This is a genomic window from Pseudomonas arabinosi (genome assembly GCF_047758675.1).
GTDB lineage: Bacteria > Pseudomonadota > Gammaproteobacteria > Pseudomonadales > Pseudomonadaceae > Aquipseudomonas > Aquipseudomonas arabinosi.
Genome location: NZ_CP180480.1, coordinates 638,289 through 664,399 on the forward strand (window position 1 = coordinate 638,289; position 26,111 = coordinate 664,399).

Annotated in this window: 23 protein-coding genes; 17 read left to right on the forward strand and 6 right to left on the reverse strand. The window is 60.7% G+C overall.

Annotated features, from left to right (window positions below):
- The first annotated feature begins 57 nt into the window (after positions 1 to 57).
- Together ilvA and ACMXYJ_RS02915 are read left to right on the forward strand one after the other, a co-directional pair.
- The gene (gene ilvA / locus ACMXYJ_RS02910; protein ID WP_008150508.1) at positions 58 to 1,572 is read left to right on the forward strand and encodes a threonine ammonia-lyase, biosynthetic; all 1,515 of its coding nucleotides are present in this window, start codon (positions 58 to 60) and stop codon (positions 1,570 to 1,572) included.
- 39 nt (positions 1,573 to 1,611) lie between these two features.
- Positions 1,612 to 2,037, forward strand: coding sequence for a DUF2269 domain-containing protein (locus tag ACMXYJ_RS02915; protein ID WP_415758716.1), 426 nt, complete (start codon positions 1,612 to 1,614; stop codon positions 2,035 to 2,037).
- A 103-nt stretch (positions 2,038 to 2,140) separates the two neighbouring features.
- Here the strand turns inward: ACMXYJ_RS02915 and ACMXYJ_RS02920 are convergent, their stop codons facing one another.
- A complete protein-coding gene (locus ACMXYJ_RS02920) occupies positions 2,141 to 2,797 on the reverse strand; it encodes an HAD family hydrolase (RefSeq protein WP_415758717.1) in 657 nt (218 codons plus the stop codon).
- Between the two features lie 143 nt (positions 2,798 to 2,940).
- On the opposite strand from ACMXYJ_RS02920, the gene ACMXYJ_RS02925 reads away from it, so the two are divergent.
- Together ACMXYJ_RS02925 and ptsP are read left to right on the forward strand one after the other, a co-directional pair.
- Positions 2,941 to 3,420, forward strand: coding sequence for an RNA pyrophosphohydrolase (locus ACMXYJ_RS02925; protein WP_008150514.1), 480 nt, complete (start codon positions 2,941 to 2,943; stop codon positions 3,418 to 3,420).
- Positions 3,421 to 3,442: 22 nt separating this feature from the next.
- The gene (gene ptsP, locus ACMXYJ_RS02930) at positions 3,443 to 5,722 is read left to right on the forward strand and encodes a phosphoenolpyruvate--protein phosphotransferase (RefSeq protein ID WP_415758718.1); all 2,280 of its coding nucleotides are present in this window, start codon (positions 3,443 to 3,445) and stop codon (positions 5,720 to 5,722) included.
- Between the two features lie 209 nt (positions 5,723 to 5,931).
- On the opposite strand, the gene ACMXYJ_RS02935 is transcribed toward ptsP, so the two are convergent.
- Complete coding sequence (locus ACMXYJ_RS02935; RefSeq protein ID WP_415758719.1) at positions 5,932 to 6,678, reverse strand: NRDE family protein; 747 nt, start codon at positions 6,676 to 6,678, stop codon at positions 5,932 to 5,934.
- A gap of 120 nt (positions 6,679 to 6,798) precedes the next feature.
- On the opposite strand from ACMXYJ_RS02935, the gene ACMXYJ_RS02940 reads away from it, so the two are divergent.
- The 3 genes from ACMXYJ_RS02940 to ACMXYJ_RS02950 all read left to right on the forward strand — a co-directional run bounded on the left by ACMXYJ_RS02940 (position 6,799) and on the right by ACMXYJ_RS02950 (position 9,491).
- The gene (locus ACMXYJ_RS02940) at positions 6,799 to 7,581 is read left to right on the forward strand and encodes a sulfite exporter TauE/SafE family protein (protein ID WP_415758720.1); all 783 of its coding nucleotides are present in this window, start codon (positions 6,799 to 6,801) and stop codon (positions 7,579 to 7,581) included.
- Positions 7,582 to 7,664: 83 nt separating this feature from the next.
- Entirely contained in the window at positions 7,665 to 8,471 is an 807-nt protein-coding gene (lgt, locus tag ACMXYJ_RS02945; protein WP_415758721.1) for a prolipoprotein diacylglyceryl transferase, read from the forward strand.
- Between the two features lie 48 nt (positions 8,472 to 8,519).
- Positions 8,520 to 9,491 (forward strand): thymidylate synthase, encoded by a 972-nt coding sequence (locus ACMXYJ_RS02950; RefSeq protein WP_415758722.1) that lies wholly within the window; start codon positions 8,520 to 8,522, stop codon positions 9,489 to 9,491.
- Positions 9,492 to 9,616: 125 nt separating this feature from the next.
- Here ACMXYJ_RS02950 and cadR read toward each other — a convergent pair whose 3' ends face one another.
- Positions 9,617 to 10,066, reverse strand: coding sequence for a Cd(II)/Pb(II)-responsive transcriptional regulator (gene cadR / locus ACMXYJ_RS02955; protein ID WP_046045180.1), 450 nt, complete (start codon positions 10,064 to 10,066; stop codon positions 9,617 to 9,619).
- Positions 10,067 to 10,151: 85 nt separating this feature from the next.
- On the opposite strand from cadR, the gene ACMXYJ_RS02960 reads away from it, so the two are divergent.
- The 8 genes from ACMXYJ_RS02960 to ACMXYJ_RS02995 all read left to right on the forward strand — a co-directional run bounded on the left by ACMXYJ_RS02960 (position 10,152) and on the right by ACMXYJ_RS02995 (position 19,717).
- Positions 10,152 to 12,425 carry a heavy metal translocating P-type ATPase gene (locus ACMXYJ_RS02960; protein ID WP_415758723.1) on the forward strand — a complete coding sequence of 758 codons (2,274 nt, stop codon included), beginning with the start codon at positions 10,152 to 10,154 and terminating at the stop codon, positions 12,423 to 12,425.
- Between the two features lie 16 nt (positions 12,426 to 12,441).
- On the forward strand, positions 12,442 to 13,305 hold the full coding sequence (locus tag ACMXYJ_RS02965; RefSeq protein WP_415758724.1) for a LysR family transcriptional regulator: 864 nt from the start codon (positions 12,442 to 12,444) through the stop codon (positions 13,303 to 13,305).
- 210 nt (positions 13,306 to 13,515) lie between these two features.
- Positions 13,516 to 14,592 carry a putative 2-aminoethylphosphonate ABC transporter ATP-binding protein gene (locus ACMXYJ_RS02970; protein ID WP_415758725.1) on the forward strand — a complete coding sequence of 359 codons (1,077 nt, stop codon included), beginning with the start codon at positions 13,516 to 13,518 and terminating at the stop codon, positions 14,590 to 14,592.
- A complete protein-coding gene (locus ACMXYJ_RS02975; RefSeq protein WP_415758726.1) occupies positions 14,592 to 16,316 on the forward strand; it encodes a putative 2-aminoethylphosphonate ABC transporter permease subunit in 1,725 nt (574 codons plus the stop codon). The genes ACMXYJ_RS02970 and ACMXYJ_RS02975 overlap by 1 nt, the downstream gene beginning before the upstream one ends.
- Before the next feature lie 40 nt (positions 16,317 to 16,356).
- Positions 16,357 to 17,382, forward strand: coding sequence for a putative 2-aminoethylphosphonate ABC transporter substrate-binding protein (locus tag ACMXYJ_RS02980; RefSeq protein WP_415758727.1), 1,026 nt, complete (start codon positions 16,357 to 16,359; stop codon positions 17,380 to 17,382).
- A 127-nt stretch (positions 17,383 to 17,509) separates the two neighbouring features.
- Positions 17,510 to 18,643 carry a TIGR03364 family FAD-dependent oxidoreductase gene (locus ACMXYJ_RS02985; RefSeq protein ID WP_415758728.1) on the forward strand — a complete coding sequence of 378 codons (1,134 nt, stop codon included), beginning with the start codon at positions 17,510 to 17,512 and terminating at the stop codon, positions 18,641 to 18,643.
- On the forward strand, positions 18,643 to 19,209 hold the full coding sequence (locus tag ACMXYJ_RS02990; protein ID WP_415758729.1) for a phosphonate degradation HD-domain oxygenase: 567 nt from the start codon (positions 18,643 to 18,645) through the stop codon (positions 19,207 to 19,209). The genes ACMXYJ_RS02985 and ACMXYJ_RS02990 overlap by 1 nt, the downstream gene beginning before the upstream one ends.
- Positions 19,210 to 19,294: 85 nt before the next feature.
- On the forward strand, positions 19,295 to 19,717 hold the full coding sequence (locus ACMXYJ_RS02995; RefSeq protein ID WP_415758730.1) for a hypothetical protein: 423 nt from the start codon (positions 19,295 to 19,297) through the stop codon (positions 19,715 to 19,717).
- A gap of 128 nt (positions 19,718 to 19,845) precedes the next feature.
- Here ACMXYJ_RS02995 and ACMXYJ_RS03000 read toward each other — a convergent pair whose 3' ends face one another.
- Together ACMXYJ_RS03000 and ACMXYJ_RS03005 are read right to left on the reverse strand one after the other, a co-directional pair.
- A complete protein-coding gene (locus ACMXYJ_RS03000; protein WP_415758731.1) occupies positions 19,846 to 21,222 on the reverse strand; it encodes a GTPase/DUF3482 domain-containing protein in 1,377 nt (458 codons plus the stop codon).
- Positions 21,215 to 22,594 (reverse strand): DUF2868 domain-containing protein, encoded by a 1,380-nt coding sequence (locus ACMXYJ_RS03005; protein WP_415758732.1) that lies wholly within the window; start codon positions 22,592 to 22,594, stop codon positions 21,215 to 21,217. The genes ACMXYJ_RS03000 and ACMXYJ_RS03005 overlap by 8 nt, the downstream gene beginning before the upstream one ends.
- Before the next feature lie 85 nt (positions 22,595 to 22,679).
- On the opposite strand from ACMXYJ_RS03005, the gene ACMXYJ_RS03010 reads away from it, so the two are divergent.
- Positions 22,680 to 23,192, forward strand: coding sequence for a dihydrofolate reductase (locus ACMXYJ_RS03010; protein WP_415758733.1), 513 nt, complete (start codon positions 22,680 to 22,682; stop codon positions 23,190 to 23,192).
- A gap of 122 nt (positions 23,193 to 23,314) precedes the next feature.
- Here ACMXYJ_RS03010 and ACMXYJ_RS03015 read toward each other — a convergent pair whose 3' ends face one another.
- Entirely contained in the window at positions 23,315 to 24,706 is a 1,392-nt protein-coding gene (locus tag ACMXYJ_RS03015; RefSeq protein WP_046045195.1) for an L-cystine transporter, read from the reverse strand.
- 255 nt (positions 24,707 to 24,961) lie between these two features.
- Here ACMXYJ_RS03015 and ACMXYJ_RS03020 point away from each other — a divergent pair, with 255 nt between their 5' ends.
- Complete coding sequence (locus tag ACMXYJ_RS03020; RefSeq protein WP_415758734.1) at positions 24,962 to 26,017, forward strand: haloacid dehalogenase-like hydrolase; 1,056 nt, start codon at positions 24,962 to 24,964, stop codon at positions 26,015 to 26,017.
- Positions 26,018 to 26,111 lie beyond the last annotated feature (94 nt).

Genomic DNA, 26,111 nt, shown 5'->3' on the forward strand with positions numbered 1-26,111 from the left:
GGCAAAAGCCGGGTTAGACTCCTTGGCCCTGCCCAACCCGCTCAGTGATGCTTTCCGATGCTCGAACAGTACGTCAAAAAGATCCTCACCTCGCGCGTTTATGACGTTGCCGTAGAAACCCCATTGCAGACTGCCCGCCAGCTCTCCGAGCGGCTGGGCAACAGTATTTGGCTCAAGCGCGAAGACTTGCAGCCGGTGTTCTCGTTCAAGATTCGTGGCGCCTACAACAAGCTGACTCAGCTCAGTGATGAAGAGCGCGCTCGCGGCGTGGTCACCGCTTCAGCGGGTAATCACGCACAAGGCCTGGCCCTGGCGGCGAAAGTGTTGGGCGTGAAAGCGACCATCGTGATGCCCAAGACCACCCCGGAAATCAAAGTCGAAGGCGTGCGTTCCCGTGGCGGCAAAGTGGTGCTGCACGGGGATTCGTTCCCGGAAGCCCTGGCCTACTCGCTGAAACTGGTCGACGAAAAAGGCTACGTCTACATCCACCCTTACGACGATCCCCACACCATTGCCGGGCAGGGCACGGTGGCGATGGAGATTCTGCGCCAGCACCCTGGCCGTCTGGACGCGATCTTCGTCCCGGTGGGCGGTGGCGGATTGATCGCCGGGATCGCGGCGTACGTGAAGTACTTGCGACCTGAAATCAAAATCATCGGCGTCGAGCCGGACGATTCCAATTGCCTTCAAGCCGCCATGGCGGCCGGCGAGCGTGTGATCCTGCCGACCGTGGGCCTCTTCGCTGATGGCGTCGCAGTGGCGCAGATTGGTCAGCACACCTTTGATATCTGCAAAGACTATGTCGATGAAGTGATCACCGTCAGCACCGATGAAATCTGTGCGGCGATCAAGGATATCTACGACGATACCCGCTCGATCACTGAACCTGCCGGCGCATTGGGCGTGGCAGGGATCAAGAAATACGTCGAGCAACGCGGCGTCACCGGTCACACCTTTGTGGCCATCGACTCCGGCGCCAACGTCAACTTCGACCGCCTGCGCCACGTCGCCGAGCGCGCTGAACTGGGCGAGGGCCGCGAAGCGATTATCGCTGTGACGATTCCCGAGAAGCCGGGCAGCTTCAAGGCGTTCTGTGAAGCCATCGGCAAGCGTCAGATCACCGAATTCAACTACCGCTACAACACCGGCAGCGAGGCGCACATCTTTGTTGGCGTGCAGACGCACCCGGAAAACGATCCGCGCAGTGCGCTGCTGGCCAGCCTGACCGAGCAGGGTTTCCCGGTGCTCGACCTGACCGACAACGAGTTGGCCAAGTTGCACATCCGCCACATGGTTGGCGGCCGTGCGGCTCATGTGGTTGATGAAGTGATTCTGCGCTTCGAATTCCCGGAGCGTCCGGGCGCGCTGTTCAACTTCCTCAACAAGCTCGGCGGGCGCTGGAACATCTCGATGTTCCACTACCGCAACCATGGCGCCGCGGATGGTCGTGTGGTCGCGGGCCTGCAAGTGCCTCACGATGAACGCCACCTGGTGCCCGCAGCGCTGGAAGAAATCGGCTACCCGTACTGGGACGAAAGTGACAACCCGGCCTATCAGCTGTTTCTCGGCTGAGCGGCTACGCTGATGGCCAAGCCATAAGGAAATTGAACAATGGAAACGTTAACCGCCCTGAAAGTCGCTCATATGGTGGCGACGGTGTTGCTGCTGGTCAGCGCACTGGGTCTGGCGATCTGGGTCTGGCGTACACGCCGTAATGGTGACGCAACGGCTCACGCACGCACGTTGCAGCGCCCGCGGGTGTTTATCTGGCTGGTGATGGGGCTGGCGCTACTGAGCATGCCGTTTACCGGCTGGTGGATGGTGCATCTGGTGGGCTGGCCGTTGGGGCAGACCTGGTTGTTGGCGTCCAGTGTGCTTTACACCGTCGCGGCGTTGGGCTGGTTCTGGTTGCTGGTGCGGCTTAACAAACTGCGCATCGTTCCGGGTGGCAACGGCAAGTTCACCTTTGCCTTGGCGTTGTTCAGTTTTGTCTGCTTTATCGCCATTGCGGGGTTGATGGGCGCCAAGCCTGTTTAAGGCTTTGGACCGAGTCGGCCCCATCGCGAGCAAGCTCGTTCCCACATTGGATTTGTGATCGACGCGAATCCCTGTGGGAGCGAGCTTGCTCGCGATGGCGATTTCAATCGCGCAACGACATCACCGGCCAACTACGCTTCTCGGCTTCGGCACGCAGATTCGGGTCCGGATCGACAGCCACTGGATGCGTCACCCGCTCCAGCAACGGAAAATCATTCATCGAGTCGCTGTAGAAATAGCTGTCCTCCAACGAATACCCGGTCTCTTCCAGCCAGCGATTCAACCGCGTCACCTTGCCTTCACGGAAGCACGGCACGTCGGTGCTGCGCCCGGTGTAGCGGCCATCAACCATTTCACATTCCGTGGCGATCAGGGTTTCGACGCCCAGACGCTGGGCAATCGGCCCGGTGACAAAACGGTTGGTCGCGGTGATGATCACCAGTTTGTCGCCGGCCTCGCGGTGCTTGGCCAGTAGTTCGAGACCCTTGGGCAACACAATCGGCTCAATGCAGTCGCGCATGTAATCCTGGTGCCATTGATCCAGTGTGGCCATCTCGGTGCGGCCGAGGACTTCCAGGCAGAAGTTCAGGTAGGCGTCGTTATCCAGCTTGCCGGCCAGGTAATCCTGATAGAACTCATCGTTGCGCGCCTTGTAGGCGACGGCGTCGAGGAAGCCGCGTTCGCACAGGTAATCGCCCCAGGCGTGGTCACTGTCACCGCCCAAGAGCGTGTTGTCCAAGTCGAATAAAGCCAGCCGCATTGCAGTTACTCGCTGAAAAGTCTGTAGAAAGGCGTCCAGAATACGGACTTTTCACAAGAGTGCACATAAGGTAGGTCGGCTCGTTGCTGCTTTCACAACCTTTGTGGAACAATGCGGCGACATGCGTTTGCGAGGTTGTTGCCGTGATCGACCCCGATGGTTTCCGCCCCAATGTCGGGATCATTCTCACGAATGATGCCGGACAGGTGCTATGGGCTCGCCGTATCAATCAAGATGCCTGGCAGTTTCCACAGGGCGGGATCAACCCCCAGGAGACGCCGGAAGACGCCTTGTACCGCGAGTTGAACGAAGAAGTGGGGCTTGAGCGCGAAGATGTTGAAATTCTCGCCTGCACCCGGGGCTGGTTGCGCTATCGTTTGCCGCAACGTCTGGTCCGCACGCACAGCCAACCGCTGTGCATCGGCCAGAAACAAAAATGGTTTCTCCTGCGCCTGGTCTCCAACGAGCAGCGGGTGCGGATGGATTTGACCGGTAAACCGGAATTCGATGGCTGGCGCTGGGTCAGTTATTGGTATCCGTTGGGCCAGGTGGTGACATTCAAGCGCGAAGTGTATCGACGCGCTCTCAAAGAGCTTGCCCCGCGCCTTTTATCGCGCGACTGACGACGGAGTTCGACCCCGAGCCATGCTCAATACGCTGCGCAAGATCGTCCAGGAAGTTAACTCCGCCAAGGATCTCAAGGCGGCGTTGGGGATTATTGTGTTGCGCGTCAAAGAGGCCATGGGCAGCCAGGTCTGCTCGGTCTACCTGCTTGATCCTGAGACCAACCGCTTCGTGCTGATGGCCACCGAGGGCTTGAACAAGCGCTCGATCGGCAAAGTCAGCATGGCACCCAACGAAGGTCTGGTCGGCCTGGTCGGCACGCGTGAAGAACCCCTGAACCTCGAAAACGCCGCGGATCACCCGCGCTACCGCTACTTCGCCGAGACCGGTGAAGAGCGCTATGCCTCATTCCTCGGGGCTCCGATCATTCACCACCGCCGCGTCGTCGGCGTGTTGGTCATTCAGCAAAAAGAACGTCGCCAGTTCGACGAAGGTGAAGAAGCCTTCCTCGTGACCATGAGCGCGCAGCTCGCCGGCGTTATCGCCCACGCCGAAGCCACCGGTTCGATCCGGGGCCTGGGCCGTCAGGGCAAGGGCATTCAGGAAGCCAAGTTCATCGGCGTACCGGGTTCGCCGGGTGCGGCGGTCGGTACCGCGGTGGTCATGCTGCCGCCAGCCGATCTGGACGTGGTGCCCGACAAGACCATCACCGACATCACCGCCGAACTTGGGTTGTTCAAGACCGCCATCGAAGGCGTGCGCGCCGACATGCGCGCCTTGTCCGCCAAGCTGGCGAACCAGTTGCGCCCGGAAGAGCGTGCGCTGTTCGATGTCTACTTGATGATGCTCGACGATGCCTCGCTGGGCAGCGAAATCACCACCGTGATCAAGACCGGTCAGTGGGCCCAGGGCGCGTTGCGTCAGGTGGTCACCGAACACGTCAACCGTTTCGAATTGATGGACGACGCCTACCTGCGTGAGCGCGCTTCCGACGTCAAAGACCTCGGCCGGCGTTTGCTGGCTTATCTGCAGGAAGAGCGTCAACAGACCCTGGTTTACCCAGACAACACCATCCTGATCAGTGAAGAACTGACGCCGGCGATGCTCGGCGAGGTGCCGGAAGGCAAGCTGGTCGGTCTGGTCTCGGTACTCGGTTCCGGCAACTCCCACGTGGCGATCCTGGCGCGAGCCATGGGTATCCCGACGGTGATGGGCCTGGTCGACCTGCCGTATTCGAAAGTCGACGGCATCCAGATGATCGTCGACGGCTACCACGGGGAGGTCTACACCAACCCGAGTGACGTGCTGCGCAAGCAGTTCGCCGAAGTGGTCGAGGAAGAGAAACAACTGTCCCTCGGGCTGGATAAGCTGCGCGACTTGCCGTGCGTGACCCTCGATGGCCACCGCATGCCGCTGTGGGTCAACACCGGCCTGCTGGCGGACGTGGCGCGAGCGCAGAAGCGTGGCGCTGAAGGCGTTGGCCTGTACCGCACCGAAGTGCCGTTCATGATCAACCAGCGCTTCCCGAGCGAAAAAGAGCAACTGGCGATTTATCGCGAGCAGCTCGCCGCTTTCCACCCGCAACCGGTGACCATGCGCAGCCTGGACATCGGCGGTGACAAGTCGCTGTCGTATTTCCCGATCAAGGAAGACAACCCGTTCCTCGGCTGGCGCGGTATTCGCGTCACGCTCGACCACCCGGAAATCTTCCTGGTGCAGACCCGCGCCATGCTCAAGGCCAGCGAAGGCTTGAACAACCTGCGGATTCTGCTGCCGATGATCTCCGGCACCCACGAGCTGGAAGAAGCCCTTCACTTGATTCACCGGGCCTGGGGCGAAGTCCGCGACGAAGGCTGCGATGTGCCTATGCCGCCGATCGGCGTGATGATCGAAATTCCGGCGGCGGTTTATCAGACCAAGGAACTGGCGCGGCAAGTGGATTTCCTGTCGGTCGGCTCCAACGACCTGACCCAGTACTTGCTGGCCGTGGATCGAAACAACCCGCGGGTAGCCGACCTCTACGACTACCTGCACCCAGCGGTGCTGCAAGCCCTTCAGAGCGTGGTGCGTGATGCCCATGCCGAAGGCAAGCCAGTGAGTATCTGCGGTGAGATGGCCGGCGATCCGGCAGCGGCGGTGCTGTTGATGGCGATGGGCTTCGACAGTCTGTCGATGAACGCCACCAATTTGCCGAAAGTGAAGTGGATGTTGCGTCAGATCAACCTGAGCAAGGCCAAGGAATTGCTCGCCGAGCTGATGACCATCGACAACCCGCAAGTTATCCACAGCTCGCTGCAACTCGCGCTGAAGAACCTTGGGTTGGCGCGGATGATTAATCCGGCTTCGGTTAAGACCCTCTAAACCTGGTGCGACTCTAAAATCGACCCCTCACCCCAGCCCTCTCCCCATGGGGGAGAGGGGGAAAGGGAGCCGATCTCCATGCTGTTCAAACCTGAGTTCGGCTCGATATCTCAGGTCGATGTAGCTCGAAAAAACACCTCGGTCAGTCCCCTCTACCCCTTGGGGAGAGGGTTAGGGTGAGGGGTGGTTCTAACTGACACCCCACAAATCTAAACTCGTACTTCCACCTCCCCCAAATGCCCCCCATACGGCCCAAAACTCCGCTCAACCATCCACCGCGTCCCATCCGCCTGAACAATCAACGCCGTACTCGCTCGCGTCCCATAAGTCGGACTGGCAATAAACACACTCGACAGCAACGTCTCGGTGGCCAACCCGACCCCGGTATCCGGCAGTTCGGCAAATGGCGCCGTCAGCGGATCATTCAGCAACGCCAATAAAGCCTGGGGTTGCGGATCGTCCAGCACTTCCTCCAGCGCTGCCCGCGCCTTGAGCAGTTTCGGCCACGGCGTATCCAGCCCCGCGTTCGACAACCCGTAAACCCCCGGTGGCAGCATCACCGCCTCAGTCTCCCGGGCATTGAAGTGCCACAGTTCGTTGGCGTTACCGATCAGCAGATTAAATCCGGAATATTCCAGCGAACGTGCAACAACGTCGCTCAAATAGTCATCTATCGGCATATCCCCGCCAAGAAATCGCGCCACCAGATCCCCTCGCGACTTGCGTGCGGGAGGCTGATGCGGATCGCGGATATTGGTCAGCGCGGCGAAGCGTCCATTGGCGCCAACACCGAGCCAGGTGCCCCCGGCCTCCAGGTCGCGACCGGCATGCACGTGCGGTGCTTCGGGCCATTGCGCCAGCGGCAGGCTGGGCCGGGCATAGAATTCGTCGCGGTTGGCCGCCACGATCAGCGGCTGGGCGTGACCCGGTCGCCAAGCGAAAACAATCAGGCACATAAGGTAGTCCTTGTGTGTTTTCTGCCCACTCTACTCAGTCATCGTGTGGGTATCCATCGCCATCCAGTGGAGCTTGAGGCCATGCATCCGTTACCATGCCGCTCTCATTTGGGGATGCGCATGGAATTTCTGCTCTATCTGGCGCTCGGCGCCTGTGCAGGTGTGCTGGCCGGGCTGTTCGGGGTCGGCGGCGGGATCATTATCGTTCCGGTGCTGGTCTACAGTTTCAAGCTGCAAGGGTTCGATCCGTCGATCCTCACGCACCTGGCGGTCGGCACGTCCCTGGCGACGATCATATTTACCTCGGTCAATGCGATCCGCGAACATCACCGTCGCGGTGCCGTGCGTTGGCCGATTTTTGCCTGGATGACGCTCGGTATTCTCATTGGTGCCGGTTTCGGCGCGCTGACGGCTGAAGCGATCTCCGGCCCCAACTTGCAGAAAATCATTGGCGTCTTCGCGCTGGTCATCGCTGCGCAACTGGCACTGGATTTCAAACCCAAGGCCAGCCGAATGGTGCCGGGTAAAGTCGGTCTGACCGTGGCCGGCAGTGTGATTGGCTGGGCCTCGGCGATTTTCGGGATTGGCGGCGGCTCGCTGACGGTGCCGTTCCTGACCTGGCGCAGCGTACCGATGCAGCAAGCCGTGGCGACTTCATCCGCCTGCGGTCTGCCGATTGCGTTGTCCAGTGCGTTATTTTTCATGATTCTGGGCTGGCACGATCCATCGCTGCCGGCCCATAGTCTCGGTTTTATTTATTTGCCGGCGTTGCTGGGGATCGCCCTGACCAGCATGTTCTTCGCCCGCCTCGGCGCACGACTGGCCCACAGCCTGTCGCCGAAGTTGCTGAAAAGACTGTTCGCCGCTTTGCTGTTCTGCGTGGGCCTGAATTTCTTGCTCTGACGTGTACCGCAATCCTGACTTAATCCTGGCGTGACAGCGTCGCCCGGGAATTTTGAAAGTTTCAACTCTAACAAGGAGTCGCAATGCTGCCTTACCCGCAGATCGACCCGGTGGCCTTGGCCATCGGTCCGCTGAAAATCCACTGGTACGGCTTGATGTACCTGATCGGCATCGGCGGCGCCTGGCTGCTGGCATCGCGTCGGCTGAACCGCTTCGACCCGACCTGGACCAAGGAGAAACTCTCCGACATGGTGTTCTGGATGTCGATGGGCGTCATCGTCGGTGGTCGCTTGGGTTATGTGCTGTTTTACGACCTGAGCGCCTACATCGCCAACCCGCTGTTGATCTTTGAAGTGTGGAAGGGCGGCATGTCGTTCCACGGCGGGTTCATCGGCGTGATGTTGGCCGCGTTGTGGTTCGGTAAAAAGAACGGCAAGTCGTTCTTCCAGCTGATGGATTTCGTCGCGCCAATGGTGCCGATCGGTCTGGGCGCCGGACGTATCGGCAACTTCATCAACGCTGAGTTGTGGGGCAAGGCCACCGATGTGCCGTGGGCGATGGTCTTCCCGACCGATCCGGCGCAACTGGCGCGTCACCCGTCGCAGCTGTACCAGTTCGCCCTCGAGGGCGTCGCGCTGTTCGCCATTCTCTGGTTGTACTCGCGCAAGCCGCGGCCGACCATGGCGGTGTCCGGGATGTTCGCGCTGTTCTATGGCATCTTCCGTTTCATCGTCGAATTCGTCCGGGTGCCGGACGCGCAACTGGGCTATCTGGCCTGGAACTGGCTGACCATGGGTCAGGTACTGTGCGTACCGATGATCGTCGGCGGTTTGTACTTGATCTGGCTGGCGTATCACCGTGCACCGGCGGCTCCAGCGGCGGCCGTATAAATTCGAACCCCGGGGCGACGGTCCCGGGTTCAAGGACACAGGTAACTCATGAAGCAATATCTCGAACTGGTCGCCCACGTCATCAAGAACGGCACCAAGCAAGCCAACCGCACTGGCGTGAACACCATCAGCTTCCCTGGCGCGATGCTGCGTTATGACCTGAAGGAAGGTTTCCCGGCGATCACCACGCGCAAGATGGCCTTCAAATCGGCCGTCGGCGAGATGTGTGGTTTTCTGCGCGGGGTGAACAACGCTGCCGAGTTCCGTGCCTTGGGCTGCAAGGTCTGGGATCAGAACGCCAACGAAAACGCCCAGTGGCTGGCCAACCCGTTCCGTCAGGGCGAAGACGACCTCGGCGAGATCTACGGCGTGCAATGGCGCAAATGGCCGGCGTACAAGCAGATCCCGGTCAGCAACCAGGCGGCCATCGAGCAGACCCTGAGCCAAGGTTATCGTCAGATTGCCGAAGGCGAAGAAGACGGCCAGGCCTACGTGGTGCTGTACAAGGCGATCGACCAGATCCGCCAGTGCATCGACACCATCATCAAGGATCCGGGCAGTCGCCGTATCCTGTTCCACGGCTGGAACGTGGCTCAACTTGATGAAATGGCCCTGCCGCCGTGCCACTTGCTGTACCAGTTCCACCCGAATGTGGAGACCAAAGAGATCTCTTTGACTCTGTACATCCGCTCCAATGATTTGGGCCTGGGCACGCCGTTCAACCTCACCGAAGGCGCCGCGCTGCTGAGCCTGATCGGTCGCCTGACCGGTTACACGCCGCGCTGGTTCACCTATTTCATCGGTGATGCACACGTCTACGAAAACCACTTGGACATGCTGAATGAACAGCTCAAGCGCGAGCCGTTCCCGATGCCGAAACTGGTGATTAGTGATCGTGTGCCGGAATTTGCCAAGACCGGTGTGTATCAGCCGGAGTGGCTGGAGTTGATCGAGCCGAGCGATTTTTCGCTGGAAGGCTACGAGCACCACGCCCCAATGACCGCGCCGATGGCGGTCTGAAGAACCACGCAATACCCCTGTAGGAGTGAGGCTGCTCGCGATGACGTCGGCACATCCAATATCGATGTGACTGAACAATCGCTATCGCGAGCAGGCTCACTCCTACATTTTGATTTGTGGTGTTCTTAATGCCCGTGACTGCGGCCGACATGGGAATGCTCAACCTCCGTCGCCACAACCCCGCCACTCACCTCCAATCGCTGCAAAATCCCGCACTGATCGATATCCGGCCCTTCGCTGCAACGTTGGCGCAGGTCGAGCAGTTGTGTCTGCAACGCCAGCAACCCATCAATCCGCGCCTTCACGTGATGAATGTGTTCGTCGATCAGCGCATTCACGCTTTCGCACTGATCCTGCGGGCTGTCGCGCAGGGCCAGCAGGCTGCGGATTTCTTCCAGAGTCATGTCGAGGGTTCGGCAGTTGCGGATGAAGGTCAGGCGCTCGGCGTGGGCCTGGGTGTAGACGCGGTAGTTGCCGTCGCTGCGGGCCGGCTCCGGCAGCAGGTTTTCACGCTCGTAGTAGCGGATGGTTTCCACGGCGCAGTCGGTGAGTTTGGCCAGTTCTCCGATCTTCATGACGGCAATCTCCAAATAGGTGCTTGACCCTATAGTGGCTACAGGGTCTTTACTTGGCAACAGGCACCTTTCCGGACGCGACCCAATGAGCGATTCCCTTCACACGAACAAACCCGAGGCTGATCACGATCACGATCACGATCACAGCCACAAGCTGCAGCCTGTACAGAAGCATGACCACAGCGGCCACGGGGATTCCTGCTGTTCGTCCAAAGTGGCGGCGCCGTCGCTGATCAAGTTGAGCGAAACCCCAACGGCCGGTGCGCGACTGAGCAGCTTCCGCATCGACGCCATGGATTGCCCGACCGAGCAGACGCTGATCGAGAACAAACTCGGCAAGCTCGTGGGCGTGCAGCAACTGGAATTCAACCTGATCAACCGCGTGCTGGGCGTCACCCATGACCTGCCGAGCACCGCGCCGATCATCGACGCCATCAAGTCCCTCGGCATGCAGGCCGAGCCGCTGGAGCAGGGCGTTGAACCGCCAGCGCCGGCCCCCGAGAAAAAGCCCTGGTGGCCCTTGGCGCTGTCCGGTATCGGTGCACTCGCCGCCGAAGTGATCCACTTCACCAACGCCGCGCCGAACTGGGTGGTGGCGGTTATCGCGCTGATCTCGATCCTCAGCGGCGGCCTCGGCACCTATAAAAAGGGTTGGATCGCACTTAAAAACCTCAACCTGAACATCAACGCGCTGATGAGCATCGCGGTGACCGGCGCGATCCTGATCGGTCAGTGGCCGGAAGCGGCGATGGTGATGTTCCTGTTCACCGTAGCCGAGTTGATCGAAGCCAAGTCGCTGGACCGGGCACGCAACGCCATTGGCGGTCTGATGCAGATGACCCCCGAACAGGCCACGGTGCTGCAGGCCGATGGCAGTTGGGTCGAGCGGGACGTCAAAGCGATCGAGTTGGGCGCGCGAGTGCGGGTGCGTCCCGGCGAGCGAATCGGTCTGGACGGTGAAGTGGTATCGGGCAGTTCAACCATCGATCAGGCGCCGATCACCGGTGAAAGCCTGCCAGTTGAGAAGACTGTCGGTGATAAGGTTTTCGCCGGCACCATCAACCAGGCCGGTTCCCTGGAGTACTCGGTAACCGCAGCGGCCAACAACTCGACCCTGGCGCGAATCATCCACGCCGTGGAACAGGCTCAGGGCGCGCGGGCACCGACCCAGCGTTTCGTCGACAGCTTCTCGAAGATCTACACCCCGGCGGTGTTCATCCTGGCCCTCGCGGTGGCGGTGATTCCTCCACTGTTTATGGGTGCGCTGTGGTTCGACTGGATCTACCGGGCATTGGTGTTGCTGGTGGTCGCTTGCCCATGTGCACTGGTGATTTCTACGCCAGTGACCATCGTCAGCGGCCTCGCGGCAGCGGCGCGCAAAGGCATTCTGGTGAAGGGCGGCGTTTATCTGGAGGGCGGTTACAAGCTCGATTACCTGGCTTTGGACAAGACCGGCACGATCACGCACGGCAAACCGGTGCAGACCGATTACCTGTCGCTTGATCCAACCGCTGACGAGTCGGCCCCGGCGATTGCAGCGGCGCTGGCCGGTCGCTCCGATCACCCAGTGTCCTTGGCCATCGCCAACGCGGCTGTGGATAAACAACTCGCACCGCTGATTGTGGATAACTTTGAGGCGCTGGCCGGTCGCGGTGTACGCGGCGAAATCAATGGTCAGGTTTACCACTTGGGCAACCACCGGTTAGTGGAAGAACTGAACCTGTGCTCGCCCGAACTGGAAGAGAAGCTGTTCGCGCTGGAGAAGCAGGGCAAGTCCGTGGTGCTGCTGCTCGACAAGTCCGGTCCATTGGCGCTGTTCGCCGTGGCCGACACCGTGAAAGAGTCCAGCCGCGAAGCAATCCAGCAACTGCACGACCTGGGCATCAAAACCCTGATGCTGACCGGCGATAACGTCCACACCGCTCAGGCGATTGCCGCGCAAGTCGGCATCGACGAGGCCAAGGGCGATCTACTGCCGACCGACAAGCTGCAAGCCATCGAAGCCCTTTATGCACAGGGCCATAACGTCGGCATGGTCGGCGACGGCATCAACGACGCCCCGGCGCTGGCGCGAGCCGAGATCGGTTTTGCCATGGCGGCGGCGGGCACCGATACCGCCATCGAAACCGCCGATGTCGCCCTGATGGACGACGATCTGCGCAAGATCCCGACCTTCATCCGGCTGTCACGGCAAACCTCAAGCATCCTCAAACAGAACATTGCCCTGGCATTGGTCATCAAAGCGATCTTTCTTGGGGTAACCTTCGCCGGGATCGCCACCATGTGGATGGCGGTGTTCGCCGACATGGGCGTGAGCCTGTTGGTGGTGTTTAACGGTTTGCGCCTGTTGCGCAAATAAGCGATGAGGAAAGGGCGTGCTGAGTGCCGAGCTGAAGGCGTTTTACATGGTTGCCCGTCTGGGCAGCATTACCCTGGCGGCGAAAAAACTCGGCCTGAGCCAACCCACGGTGACGACGCAGATTCGCAATCTGGAAAGTCAGTACTCGGTCGAGCTGTTCTACCGTGGCGGCCGCCGCCTCAGCGTCAGCGATGAAGGCGCGCGGTTGCTGCCGATGGTCAAGGTGCTGTTGCAGCAGGAAGCCGACATCGAGTTTTTCCTGCGCAACAGCGGCCAGGTTCAAGGCACGTTGCGCATTGCGGCCACGGCGCCTTATTACATCCTCGATCTGGTGAAGACCTTTCGCGAGCGCTTGCCACAGGTGGAAGTGTCGGTGGAAATCGGCAACTCCCAGCAGGTGCTTGAAGCGCTGGAGGATTACCGGGTCGATGTCGCGGCGTCGTCGCAGTTACTGGAGGATGCGCGGCTGATTCGTCGGGTGCTCGGCAGCGATCCGCTGGTGCTGGCGGTGCATCGCAATCATCCGCTGGCGGTCCACGACCATGTGCCGCTCAGTGCATTGGCCGGGCATACGTTATTGATGCGCGAAACGGGTTCGACCACTCGACGTCTGACCGAAGAATTGCTGGCCAGCGCCGGGGTGAGTTTCGGTCCGCTGCTGGAGATTGGCAGCCGTGAATCGATCCGTGAGGCGGTGTTGCGCAACATCGGCATCAGCATCATTGCCCGACAGGAAGTGCCGCATGATCCGCAACTGCGCGTGCTGACCATCGAGAATGCGCCGCAGATCCCCGAGTATTTGTACTGCCTCAAAGAGCGAAAAGGCGCGCGGCTGCCGGCGGCGTTTCTCGGCCTGGCGCAGGAAATGGCCCCAGCCTGAAGTCTTGTGCTGACTGAACTGACGCCATCGCGAGCAGGCTCGCTCCCACAGGTGACCGCATTCCCCTGTGGGAGCGAGCCTGCTCGCGATAGCGTCAGTCCGGGCAACCCAAATCCTTGAATACCACTATCAACCGTTTTTGCCTCACTGCCACATGACGGACGCATTACAAATCTAGGATGGCCTTCATCTGCTTGATGAGGCCTGTCCATGAACCACTCGATCGCAACTGCCCTGACCAACCCCGGCGCCCCGATGAAAGTGCGCGGCGTGCAGAAACGCTTCGGCGCCTTCACCGCGCTGGATAACGTTTCCCTCGACGTGGCGGCCGGTGAACTGGTGTGTCTGCTTGGTCCGTCGGGCTGTGGCAAAACCACCTTGCTGCGCTGCATCGCCGGTCTTGAGAAGCAGGACAGCGGCGAGTTGTACCTCGGCGATCGCGACGTTTCCCACCTGGCACCCCAGGCTCGGGACTACGGCATTCTGTTTCAGTCCTACGCGCTGTTCCCCAATCTCACCGTCGAAGCGAACATCGGCTACGGCCTCGCCGGCAGTGGTCGCGATGAAGTGCGCAAGCGTGTCGGTCAGATGTTGGAACTGGTCGGCCTGATCGGCAGTGAGAAAAAGTACCCCGGCCAATTGTCCGGCGGCCAACAGCAGCGCGTCGCACTGGCGCGGGCCCTGGCGCCGGCGCCTTCGTTGTTGCTGCTGGACGAACCGATGTCGGCCCTCGACGCCCGGGTTCGCGAGCATCTGTGCACCGAACTGCGCCAACTGCAGCGCAACCTCGGCATCACCACCCTGATGGTCACGCACAATCAGGACGAGGCCATGCTGATGGCCGACCGCATCGCCGTGATGAACAACGGCAAGGTCGAGCAATATGCTACGCCACAGGAAATCTACGACCGCCCGGCGACACCGTTTGTGGCGGAGTTCGTCGGTCAGGGCAACTGGCTGCCATTCCAGCGCAGCAGCGACAGCCATGCGCAAGTTGGCGGAATGAACGTGCGCCTGGCCGCCGATTCGGGCAACGCCGCATCGGGTCGTCTGTTCTGCCGCCCGGAAGCGATCAACGTCAACCCGCCCGTGCATGAAGAAAACCTGTTTCCGGCCAAGGTTCGCGAAATCACCTTCCTCGGCAACCGCTGCCGCATGAGCTTCGAACTCGATCAACTGCCGGGCCACGCATTGCTGGCGGAACTCGCGCCCGAAGCCATGCCGCGCCTTGGCGCGCAGCAGATCATGGTCGCCTTGCCACCGCGCAGCCTGCAGGTGTTTGCCTGATGAGCGCGAACCTCGCGCTGCCGATACCGCACAAGCAGGTTCGGCAGACCTCCCGTGCCGAGATCGGCGACCGGGTGTTCGTGGTCGGCGGCAAGGTCCTGTTGCTGGTGTTGCTCGGCCTTGCGGTGCTGATGCCGTTGCTGGCGATCTTCTGGCGCGGTTTCAGCGCTGAAGCCGGGCAGGGCGGCGGTCTGGTGGCCGCCCGTGAATTGGTGACCAGTGCCAATTTCCACTGGTTGCTCGGCAATAGCCTGAAAGTTTCCCTCAGCGTTGCGGCGATTGTCGTACCGCTGGCCTACCTGTTTGCCTACGCGCTGCAACGCACATTGATACCGTGCAAGGGCATCTGGCGCGGCATGTCGCTGTTGCCGCTGATGGCGCCGTCGATGTTGCCGGGCATTGCGCTGGTTTATCTGTTCGGCAACCAGGGCATGTTGCGCGGTTTGCTTTCGGACAATATCTACGGCTTCTGGGGGATTGTTCTCGGTGAGGTCATCTACACCTTCCCACACGCCTTGATGATTCTGCTGTCGGCGCTGTCCCTGGCGGATGCGCGACTGTTCGATGCCGCCTCCAGCATGGGCGCCAGTCCGGCGAAAGCTTTCCGCAGCATCACCTGGCCGGCAACCCGTCAGGCTGTGTTCGCGGCGTTCTGTCTGGTGTTCACCCTGACCATCACCGACTTCGGCGTACCCGTGGTGGTCGGTGGCGATTATCAGGTGCTGGCGCTGGAAGCCTACAAAGCCGTGGTCGGCCAGCAACAGTTCGGTCGCGGTGCGTTGATCGGCATGGTCCTGCTGCTGCCGGCGCTGTTCAGCTTCGGTGTCGACGCCTGGTTGCGTCGCCGTCACGGCGACTCCATGAGCGGCCGGGCGCAGGTCTTTCAACCGGCGCCGTCGAAACTGCGGGACGGCTGCTACCTGGCCATCGTGTTGCTGATCTGCGCGGTGTTGCTGCTGGTGTTCGGCATGGCGGTGTATTCGTCACTGGTGAAATTCTGGCCGTACAACCTGTCGCTCTCGCTCAATCATTACCAGTTCAACGACACGGCGGGCGGTGGCTGGCTGGCCTATGGCAACAGCGTGAAGATGGCGTTGTGCACGGCGCTGATTGGCAGCGTGCTGATCTTCACCGGCGCGTACCTGATGGAAAAAACCAAGGGCCAGCGCGGGCTGAATCTGACACTGCGCATGCTCAGTTTCGTACCGATGGCGGTGCCGGGGCTGGTGCTGGGCCTGGGTTACGTCTTCTTCTTCAACCTCACCGGCAACCCGCTGCATGTGCTCTACGGGACCATGACCCTGCTGGTGGTCTGCACCATTGCTCACTATTTGACCACCGCGCAAATGACCGCGACCACGGCGCTGCGCCAACTCGATGCCGAGTTTGAAGCCGCCGCGCTGTCGCTCAAGGCGCCGCTGTATCGGCATTACCTGCGCGTCACCGTGCCGATCTGCCTGCCGGCGCTGCTGGACATCGTGCGCTACCTGTTCGTCTCGGCCATGACCACCGTTTCGGCGGCGATCTTCCTCTACAGCCCCGACACCATTCTCGCGGCGGTGGCGGTGCTGAACATGGACGACGCTGGCAACGTCGGCGGCGCCGCAGCGATGTCGACCCTGATTCTGTTCACCTCGGCGGGCGTTTCCCTGCTGCTGGCCTGGGCCTCGCGCGGTTTGTTGCGTCGCTCCCAGGCCTGGCGGCAGACCGCGCCTGGCAATTGATTTCCAATCCCGCAAACCTCAACTCAAACAGGAAAAGATCATGTTCAAGCCTATGGCCCTGGCCGCTGCTGTCCTCACCGCTTTCAGCCTGAACGCCTTCGCGGCGAAAACCGAGTTGACGGTGTACACCGCCCTCGAAGCCGAACAACTGAAGACCTATAAAGAAGCCTTCGAAAAGGCCAACCCGGACGTCGAGATCAAGTGGGTGCGCGATTCCACCGGCATCATCACCGCCAAACTGCTGGCCGAAAAAGCCCGTCCGCAGGCTGACGCGGTGTGGGGCCTGGCGGCTTCAAGCCTGGCGATCCTCGACCAGCAAGGCATGCTGCAAAGCTACGCGCCGAAGGACCTGGGCAAAATCGGCGGTAACTACCGCGACGCCGCCAACCCGCCAGCCTGGGTTGGCATGGACGTCTGGGCCGCGACCATTTGCTTCAACACCGTCGAAGCCGAAAAGCAGGGCTTGAGCAAACCCGTGAGCTGGCAGGACCTGACCAAGCCTGAGTACAAAGGCAAGATCGTCATGCCGAACCCGGCCTCGTCTGGCACCGGTTTCCTCGACGTCAGCGCCTGGTTGCAAACCTTCGGCGAGAAGCAGGGCTGGCAGTACATGGACGACCTGCACCAGAACATCGGCCAGTACGTTCACTCCGGTTCCAAGCCGTGCAAGCTGGCGGCTTCGGGTGAGTTCCCGATCGGTATTTCTTTTGAATACCCGGCTGTTCAGCTGAAACGCCAAGGCGCACCGCTGGACATCATCCTGCCGAAAGAAGGCCTGGGCTGGGAGATCGAAGCCACCGCAGTAATCAAGGGCACACCGCACGAAGAAGCGGCGAAGAAACTGGCTGACTTCTCCGCCAGCCCCGCGGCGATGGAGCTTTATAAAGAGAACTTCGCCGTCCTCGCGCAACCGGGTATTGCCAAGCCGCAGACCGAATTGCCGGCAGATTACGAGCAGCGTTTGATCAAGAACGACTTTGCCTGGGCGTCGAAGAATCGCGACGAAATCCTCACCGAATGGCGCAAGCGCTATGACGGCAAGTCCGAGAAAGTGGCTGCCAAGTAAATCTTCGTAGGCTGACAGGGCCTCATCGCGAGCAAGCTCGCTCCCACAGGGGATGTGCGTCGATCACAAATCCAATGTGGGAGCGAGCTTGCTCGCGATAGCGGTCCTGAGTTCAGGACAAAACCCCATGACACAACACAACGACATGCTGATCGTAGGCGCCGGCATTCTCGGCCTGTCCCACGCTTACGCCGCCGCCAGGCGCGGTCTGAAAGTCACCGTTTTCGAGCGCAGCGAAACGCCCTTAGGCGCATCGGTGCGCAATTTCGGTCAGGCACTGGTCACCGGCCAACCACCGGGCCCGATGCTCGAACTAGCCAAAGCCAGTCGCGAGATCTGGGGCCAATGGGCGCAGCTCGCCGGTCTGCAACTCAAGCGCAACGGCTCGTACCTGTTTGCCCGCACCGAAGCCGAAGAACAGCTGCTGGAAGCCTTCTGCGCCGGTCGTGCCGTGGAGCACGGTTACCGCGTCGACCTGCTACGCGGCGCTGCATTGCGCGATTTGTACGGCGGCCAGTTCAGACATCATCGCGCGGCGTTACACGGTTTGGACGATCAGCAACTGTATTCCCGTGAAGCGATTCCAGCGCTGATCGACTACCTGCGCCGCGAACTCGGCGTCGCGTTTCACTTCTCCACACTCGTGCGCGACATCGAGCCCGGCCGCTTGCACAGCACCGCCGGCACCTTCAGTGCCGAACAGATCATCGTCTGTTCCGGCCACGATTATCAGACGTTGCTGGCCGAGCCGATCGCTGAACTCAACCCGCAAATCTGCCGCCTGCAAATGCTCCGCGCTCGACCGCAAATCAACCTCAACCTGCAACACGCGCTGCTCACCGGTTTGAGCTGCGTGCATTACGGCGCCTTCGCCGATCTGCCGGAAGCGGCGGCGGTGCAGGCGCAGATTCTGCGAGACGAACCGCACCTGCATGAAAACGGCATTCACCTGCTGATCAGCCCGACGCCTTACGGTGAGTTGATCATCGGCGATTCCCACCATTACGGTAGCGATCCATCACCGTTCAATGCTGAGCAGGTAGATGACTGGATGATTGAACTGGCCGAGCAGACATTGGGCTGCAAGGTACAGGTGGTCGAACGCTGGCAGGGCGTCTATGGTTCACGGGGACCGGGGCCGTTCTCCTTCCTGCGTCCGATGCCGGGTGTGAGCGTGGCACTGATGCACACCGGTGTCGGCATGAGCGTCGGGCCAGCGATGGCCGAACGTAACGTTGTGACCTTATTAGGAGACAGTTGATGGACCGCCATGAGCAAGTGATCGCCGAGGTGTTCGCGCTGTACGAGCGCTTTGGCGACAGCGATTACATCGGCGAGCCGGTGTCGCAGATCGAGCACATGTCCCAGGCCGCCGAACTGGCCATGGCCGAGGGCTTTGATGACGAAGTGGTGTTGGCCGCGTTCTTCCACGACATCGGCCATATCTGCGCCGAGAGCGCCGAGAACATGGGCGGCTTCGGCGTGGTCAGCCACGAACGCCTGGGCGCTGACTATTTGCGCCGCGCAGGTTTCAGCGAGCGGATGGCGCGGCTGGTGGAATACCACGTTCAGGCCAAGCGTTATCTGACACTTAAAGAACCGGGGTACTACGAGCGCTTGAGTGAAGCCAGTCGTCGAACCCTGGAATATCAGGGCGGTGTGATGACCGCGGAAGAGGCTGAAACCTTCGAGCAGGATCCGTTGTGCGAGGTCAGTCTGCGCATGCGCCAGTGGGATGAGTTGGCGAAGGAGATGGAGGTGCCGGTGATGGATCTGGAGGTGTTGAAGCGCAAAGCGGTCGGTCTATTGTCCCGCGAGGCGCAATGAGTTGTCTCACAGGCAATTGAGAAACGGCGGATGGATGGGCTTGCGATAACGGGTCAATCTGGGCTTTTCGCAAGGAAGCGCACGGATGCGTTATTTGAAAGTGATTGCACAGGATCGAAGCGGTCAGGGGGCGGCAGATACCGTTCATTTCCAGTTCTATGAAGATGAACAGTTGCAGCGTGAGGCGACGGAGTCGGATCGACAGCGGCTCAAGTCTTTCAGCAAAACCTATTTGAAATGCGCCTGGTTCAACGAGGGTGAAGGTGAGGAGCGGCACTTGCGCATCTTCTCGCAGAATCGTTCCGCTGATGGCAGCCCGGAAACAGTGCGGCTGCATTTTCACGAGGGACCGCTTATTGCCTATAAGGCTGCGGCCCACGATCTGGATAACGATGGTGGACTAGAGGTGATACTGAGTTCGGATGTGGACAATGACGGACGCTCGGATCGCACGGATCGAAGTCGTGTGACGGCGCTGGTGAAACAGTTTTTGAAGGTGGGGTGGTAGCGATCACTCCATGAAACCGGGTTGCGGCCTTCGCGAGCAAGCCCGCTCCCACACTGGATCTCGATACACCCCGGATCCCCTGTGGGAGCGGGCTTGCTCGCGAAGAGGCCGGCCCCGACACCACAGATCTAAAGCTGCTGTGCCAACACCTCAACCTGTTCCTGCCTTTCCGCCTGATTCAACTTCGGATGCGGATTAAGCGACGACCACTGCGGATGCGCCCGAGCCTTGTTCAGTGCCTCGGGCAGTTTGCCTTCGCGCCAGGATTTGTCCTGGGGTGTGGCGACCTGAATGCTGTCCATCGCCGCATGCCCACGCGCATTGAGCGCTTGCAGCAGTTGTCGCTGACGCAATGCCAACAGCCGCAGCACGCTGTCATCGACGGTCAGCTCTCGCTGGCCTTTGATCTTGCCCAGCAAGCGGCTGCCATAACTGCGCGCGGTTTGCAGGGCGCCGCCGGCAATTGCGCCGGCAAGTGCCGCTGCGCCGAGGGTCAGCCCGCCCACCAACAAATCGACCCCGGCCCCGGCTGCCGCGCCGGCCGCGATACCGCCACCGACTCGCACGCCGAGCTGTTTCAGGGTTTCCGGGTTGAACAGGTCGTCACCCCAGCGGCCATCGAGCAATGGCAGATCACTGGCCGCCGCGTCCTGCGGACGGAAGGCGTAGAGCTTGAGCAGCGCTTCGACGCAGCGTTGTTCCCGTTGTCGAACCGCTTTGCGCAGTTCGTTGATGGCTTGCTGTTCTTGCTCCGCTTCGCTGACCACGCTGCGTCGGCACGCGGCACAGTCGATCAATAATTCGGCAATCAGCCGCGCCGCACTTTGTTGCCGGGCCTGGCGTTGGGCTTGCTGATCGGCGATCAGGCGTTCCAGTTGCGGGCGGGCGTTTTCCAGCAGCAGGGCGAGGCTTTCATAGAGTCGACGTTCACCATCCTCCGGCGGTGCGACGCTGTCGAAACGCACCAAGGCGTGCAAGCCCAGACGCGCCAATGCTTCGCGCCAGTCCGGCTCGCGGTGGTTGGCGCTGCTGACAAAATTCAGCACCGGCAGCAGCGGTTTGCCGCAGCTGGCCAACACTTCCAGCTCGTCGCGGTACTTGGCCAGCACCGGTTCCCGGGCGTCGATCACGTAGAGACCGGCATCGCAGGTCAGCAATTGCCGCAGTACCTTGGCTTCCTGTTCGAAACGCTGCCGGGCTTCGCTGCCCTCAAGGAAACGCGCCAGACGCGCCGGGCCGTCGAGGCGTTCACCCGGTCGTTCCAGACGTTCGAGGTAGTCGAGCAGGGCGATGGCGTCTTCCAGGCCGGGAGTGTCGTAGAGGTCGAGCAAGGGCTCGCCGTCCACCGACAACCGCGCGCCTTCGACGTGTCGTGTGGTGCTGGGGCGATGGGAGACTTCGCCGAAACCGACATCGCGGGTCAGGGTGCGCAGCAATGAGGTTTTGCCGACGTTGGTGTGGCCGACTACCGCGAGCTTCAAGGGCGCTTTCCATGGATTAGTCATGACCGCTCTCCAGCCAGTTCAGCGGCGCGCAATCGGCGAACGGCAAGTCCAGCTGTTGCAGCGCCACGTGCCAGTCACCCAGCCTTTCGGCATCCAGCGCTTCGCCCGGCGGAGCTTGCAGCAGCCAGACGCGAGTGGCGCTGGCGCTGCGAGCCAGTTCGGCGATCAGTGCCAGACTGCCGCGGTCCGGCGAGCGGCGTGGATCGCAGGCGATGGCCAAACGGGCCGGGGGAAAGCGGCTCAGCTGTTCGAGAAGTTTGTTGCGCGATTCGCGACTGTCGAGAATCCCGGCGTTGCCCACGGTTTTCGGTAATTGCGGCGGCCAGGGGCGTTGATCGTCCAGCTCGATGGCGACTAACAACGCGCCATCGCTTTGCAGGTCGCTGACAGCGCTTTCAATACGATGCAATTGCTCTGGTGCAGCGTCGCTGATGCCGAGGCGTTCACTGGTCGGCATCAGCCGTTCGCGCAGTTGGGCATAACCGGGCAGGTTCAAATCCAGATGTAATGCCGCTTGCCCGGTTTTCCAGCGCCACAGGCAAAACAGCGCCAACAACAGTCGCGGCAAAACGCCGTAGACCACCAGCACGCCGACCAGCCATGTTGCCCAGGCCTGACGGGCGCTTTCGATGTTCAGCGCGGCATCGCCGCTGGCGCGAATCATCTCCACGGTCGGTACGTTGAAACCAAGCATGGCCGGCAGGGCGCCGAGGGCCTGGGTCATGGCGACGAAGGTGTCGCCGCCGAGGAGGGTGGTTTCCCAGACGAAGCCGTAACGCCGGGTCGCCATCAGCATCAACAGCATCACCAGCGCGCTGAGCATTGCGAGCAACCACAAACCGTTGACCAGCACGCCGACCGCCCAGCGATTGAGTTTCTGTCGTTGCAGCAGCAAGAGCAGGGCCGGCGCGAGTTGCGCGGCTTTGGCATCGCGAGCGAGTTTTTCGCTGAGCCATAACCATAAGCGGCCGAGGGTGGTGCCGTGTTCGCCAGCGAAGGCCAGGCCCAATGCCCAGCTCAGCAACAGAATCAGGTTCAGCCCGAGCAGACTGCCCAAGGCCCAGAACACATTCACTGGAGTTTGTCCGTCGCCCAACGCGGCAAACGCCAGGCCGGCGCCGCTGGCGAGGGCGAGAACAGCCAGCACCAACAGCGCCAGTCGCGCACCTTGCAGCCAATGTTTGAGGGCGCTGGTCAGCCCATCGCGCTCGGCCAGCCACAGGGCGCGGCGTTGAATGCGTGTCGGCAGATCGCCGCCCGCGCTGCGGGCCAGTCGGTTGGCTTCCAGATCATCCAGGGGGCCGGCGTGTTCTTCGCGCAGGCGCACCGTCTCGGTCAGCCAGAGGTTTTGCAGTGGAGTCAGTTCAGTCACGCGGCATCCCGTCGCTTAATTCAGTGGTGAGCATAACCGCTGTGGCGCTTATCGGGGTACGGGAGGCTCTGGTATCCTCGCCGGCATGACTAAATCACTCCCCCTCAGCCTGATTGCAGCCCTCGGTGAAAACCGTGTGATCGGCGTCGACAACAGCATGCCCTGGCACTTGCCGGGGGACTTCAAATACTTCAAGGCCACCACCCTCGGCAAGCCGATCATCATGGGTCGCAAGACCTGGGATTCCCTCGGTCGCCCGTTGCCGGGCCGGTTGAACATCGTGGTCAGCCGTCAGGTGGATCTGGCGTTGGAGGGCGCGGAGGTTTATCCGTCGCTGGAGGCTGCCGTTGTTCGCGCAGAAGAGTGGGCGCGGGAACAGGGCGTTGATGAGCTGATGCTGATTGGTGGGGCGCAGTTGTATGCGCAAGGGTTGGCTCAGGCGGATCGGCTGTATTTGACGCGTGTGGCGCTGAGCCCGGAAGGGGATGCGTGGTTTCCGGAGTTTGATTTGAACGAGTGGAAACTGGTGTCGAACACCGAGAATCCGGCCGAGGGGGATAAGCCGGCGTACAACTTTGAAGTTTGGGAAAAGGCCTAAAAGCATCGCCAGCAGGCTGGCTCCCACAGTGGGTTTGAGGTGAAACACGGATTGTGTGAACACGCAAAACCCCTGTGGGACCCAGCCTGCTGGCGATGAGGCCAGATCAGACGCTAAAAAATCTAAGCGTGAGCCAACTCCGAATGCTCATCCGCATCCAGCAGCTCTTTATCCGTCTGCTGCATGATCTGGCTGGTAATCGCACCCGCCGTTATCGAACCGCTGACGTTCAACGCCGTACGCCCCATATCAATCAACGGCTCAACCGAAATCAGCAACGCCACCAGTGACACCGGCAAGCCCATCGCCGGCAACACGATCAACGCCGCAAACGTCGCGCCACCGCCCACGCCGGCCACACCGGCCGAACTCAGCGTCACAATCGCCACCAGCGTCGCGATCCACAGCGGGTCCAGCGGGTTGATGCCCACGGTCGGCGCAACCATCACCGCCAACATCGCCGGGTACAGACCGGCACAGCCATTCTGGCCAATGGTCGCGCCGAACGATGCGGCGAAACTGGCGATGGACTGTGGAATACCCAAGCGGCTGGTCTGGGCTTCGATGCTCAGCGGAATGGTCGCCGCGCTGGAACGGCTGGTGAAGGCAAACGTCAGCACCGGCCAGATCTTGCGGAAGAAGCGCAGCGGATTGATCCCGGCGGCCGACACCAGCAGGCCATGGACCACAAACATCAGGCCCAGCCCGATGTAGGAAACCACCACGAAACTGCCGAGTTTAATGATGTCTTGCAGGTTGGAGCCGGCGACCACTTTGGTCATCAGCGCCAATACACCGTACGGGGTCAGCTTCATCACCAGTCGCACCAGACGCATCACCCAGGCTTGCAGGGTGTCGATGGCGTTGATCACTTTCTGACCTTTTTCGACGTCATCTTTCAGCAGTTGCAGCGCCGCGACCCCAAGGAACGCAGCAAAAATAACCACGCTGATGATCGAAGTCGGCTTGGCGCGAGCGAGGTCGGCGAACGGGTTTTGCGGAATGAACGACAGCAACAGCTGCGGCACATTCAGGTCGGCAACCTTGCCCGCGTAGTCGGTCTGGATGGTTTGCAGACGCGCCATTTCTTGAGTGCCGGCCACCAGGCCTTCGGCGGTCAGACCAAACAGGTTGGTCAAACCGATACCGATCAGCGCCGCGATGGCGGTGGTGAACAACAGTGTGCCGATGGTCAGGAAGCTGATCTTGCCCAACGACGAGGCGTTGTGCAGACGGGCCACGGCGCTGAGGATCGAGGCGAACACCAGCGGGATCACGATCATTTGCAGCAACTGCACGTAACCGTTGCCTACCAGATCGAACCAGCCGATCGAGGCTTTCAGTACCGGGTTGCCGGCACCGTAAACGGTGTGCAGAGCCACACCGAAGACCACGCCCAGCACCAACGCGAGCAGGACTTTTTTCGCCAGGCTCCAGGTGGTGTGACGGGTTTGCGCCAGGCCAAAGAGCAGGGCGAGGAACACCAGCAGATTGAGGATCAGCGGCAGATTCATTGGAACTCCGATAAAGACTTGTGCCAGCTACCTTCCGGGGCAGCCGCGAACCGGCAAGCCTAACAGCTTGAAAACTAATGATTTAATATCAAAAAGGTCTGTTAACTGTCGTTTTTGGAATAAGAGGGTGTCGTTGTTGGAGATGCAGCTGGCGCGAAAGGGACGCGGGCGGTCGCAGGCAGACGGGGACTGTCACACTAATTTGTTAGCGTCGATCTCTTTGAATCAGGGTCTTTTAATAAGGGAAGCATGCCAATGAAGCTCGCACCGAAATTTCTGGTCGCTGCACTCTGCCTGGGCCTTGCCGGCCAGGTATTCGCCACGGATTTGAAGCATTGGCCTGCCGATCAGGCCAAGGCGCTGGACGCAATGATTGCCGCCAACGCCAACAAAGGTAACTACGCGGTGTTCGACATGGACAACACCAGTTACCGCTACGACCTCGAAGAGTCGTTGCTGCCGTTCATGGAAAACAAGGGCCTGATCACCCGCGAGAAACTCGACCCCTCCCTGAAGCTGATGCCGTTCAAAGACACCGCCGACCACAAGGAAAGCCTGTTCAGCTACTACTATCGCCTCTGCGAAATCGACGACATGGTCTGCTATCCATGGGTCGCCCAAGTGTTCTCCGGCTTCACCCTCCAGGAACTCAAAGGCTACGTCGATGAGTTGATGGCGTCCGGTAAACCGGTGCCGGCGACGTATTACGAAGGCGACGTGGTCAAGAAACTCGACGTCAACCCGCCGAAAATCTTCACCGGTCAGAAAGAACTCTACAACAAGCTGATGGAGAACGGCATCGAGGTCTACGTGATGACCGCCGCCTCCGAAGAATTGGTGCGGATGGTCGCCGCCGATCCGAAGTACGGCTACAACGTCAAACCGCAGAACGTGATCGGCGTGAGCTTGTTGCTCAAGGACCCGAAGACCGGCGAGCTGACCACGGCGCGTAAGCAGATCACCGCGGGCAAGTATGACGAGAAAGCAAACCTGGGCCTCGAACTGACCCCGTACCTGTGGACCCCGGCGACCTGGATGGCGGGCAAGCAGGCGGCGATCCTGACTTACATCGATGAGTGGAAAAAACCGGTGCTGGTCGGCGGTGATACGCCAACCAGCGATGGCTTCATGTTGTTCCACAGCGTCGATGTGGCCAAGGGCGGCATCCACTTGTGGGTCAACCGCAAGGACAAATACATGACCCAGATTAACGGCATGATGGCCAAGCACGCAGCGGCTCAGGCCAAGGAAGGGTTGCAGGTTACGGCGGACAAGAACTGGGTGATCGTGAAGCCGGAAGAGATTCAGTAAAACCGAGGCGCTCCCATCGCGAGCAAGCTCGCTCCCACAGGGGATTTGTGAACGACGCAAATCCAATGTGGGAGCGAGCTTGCTCGCGATGGGG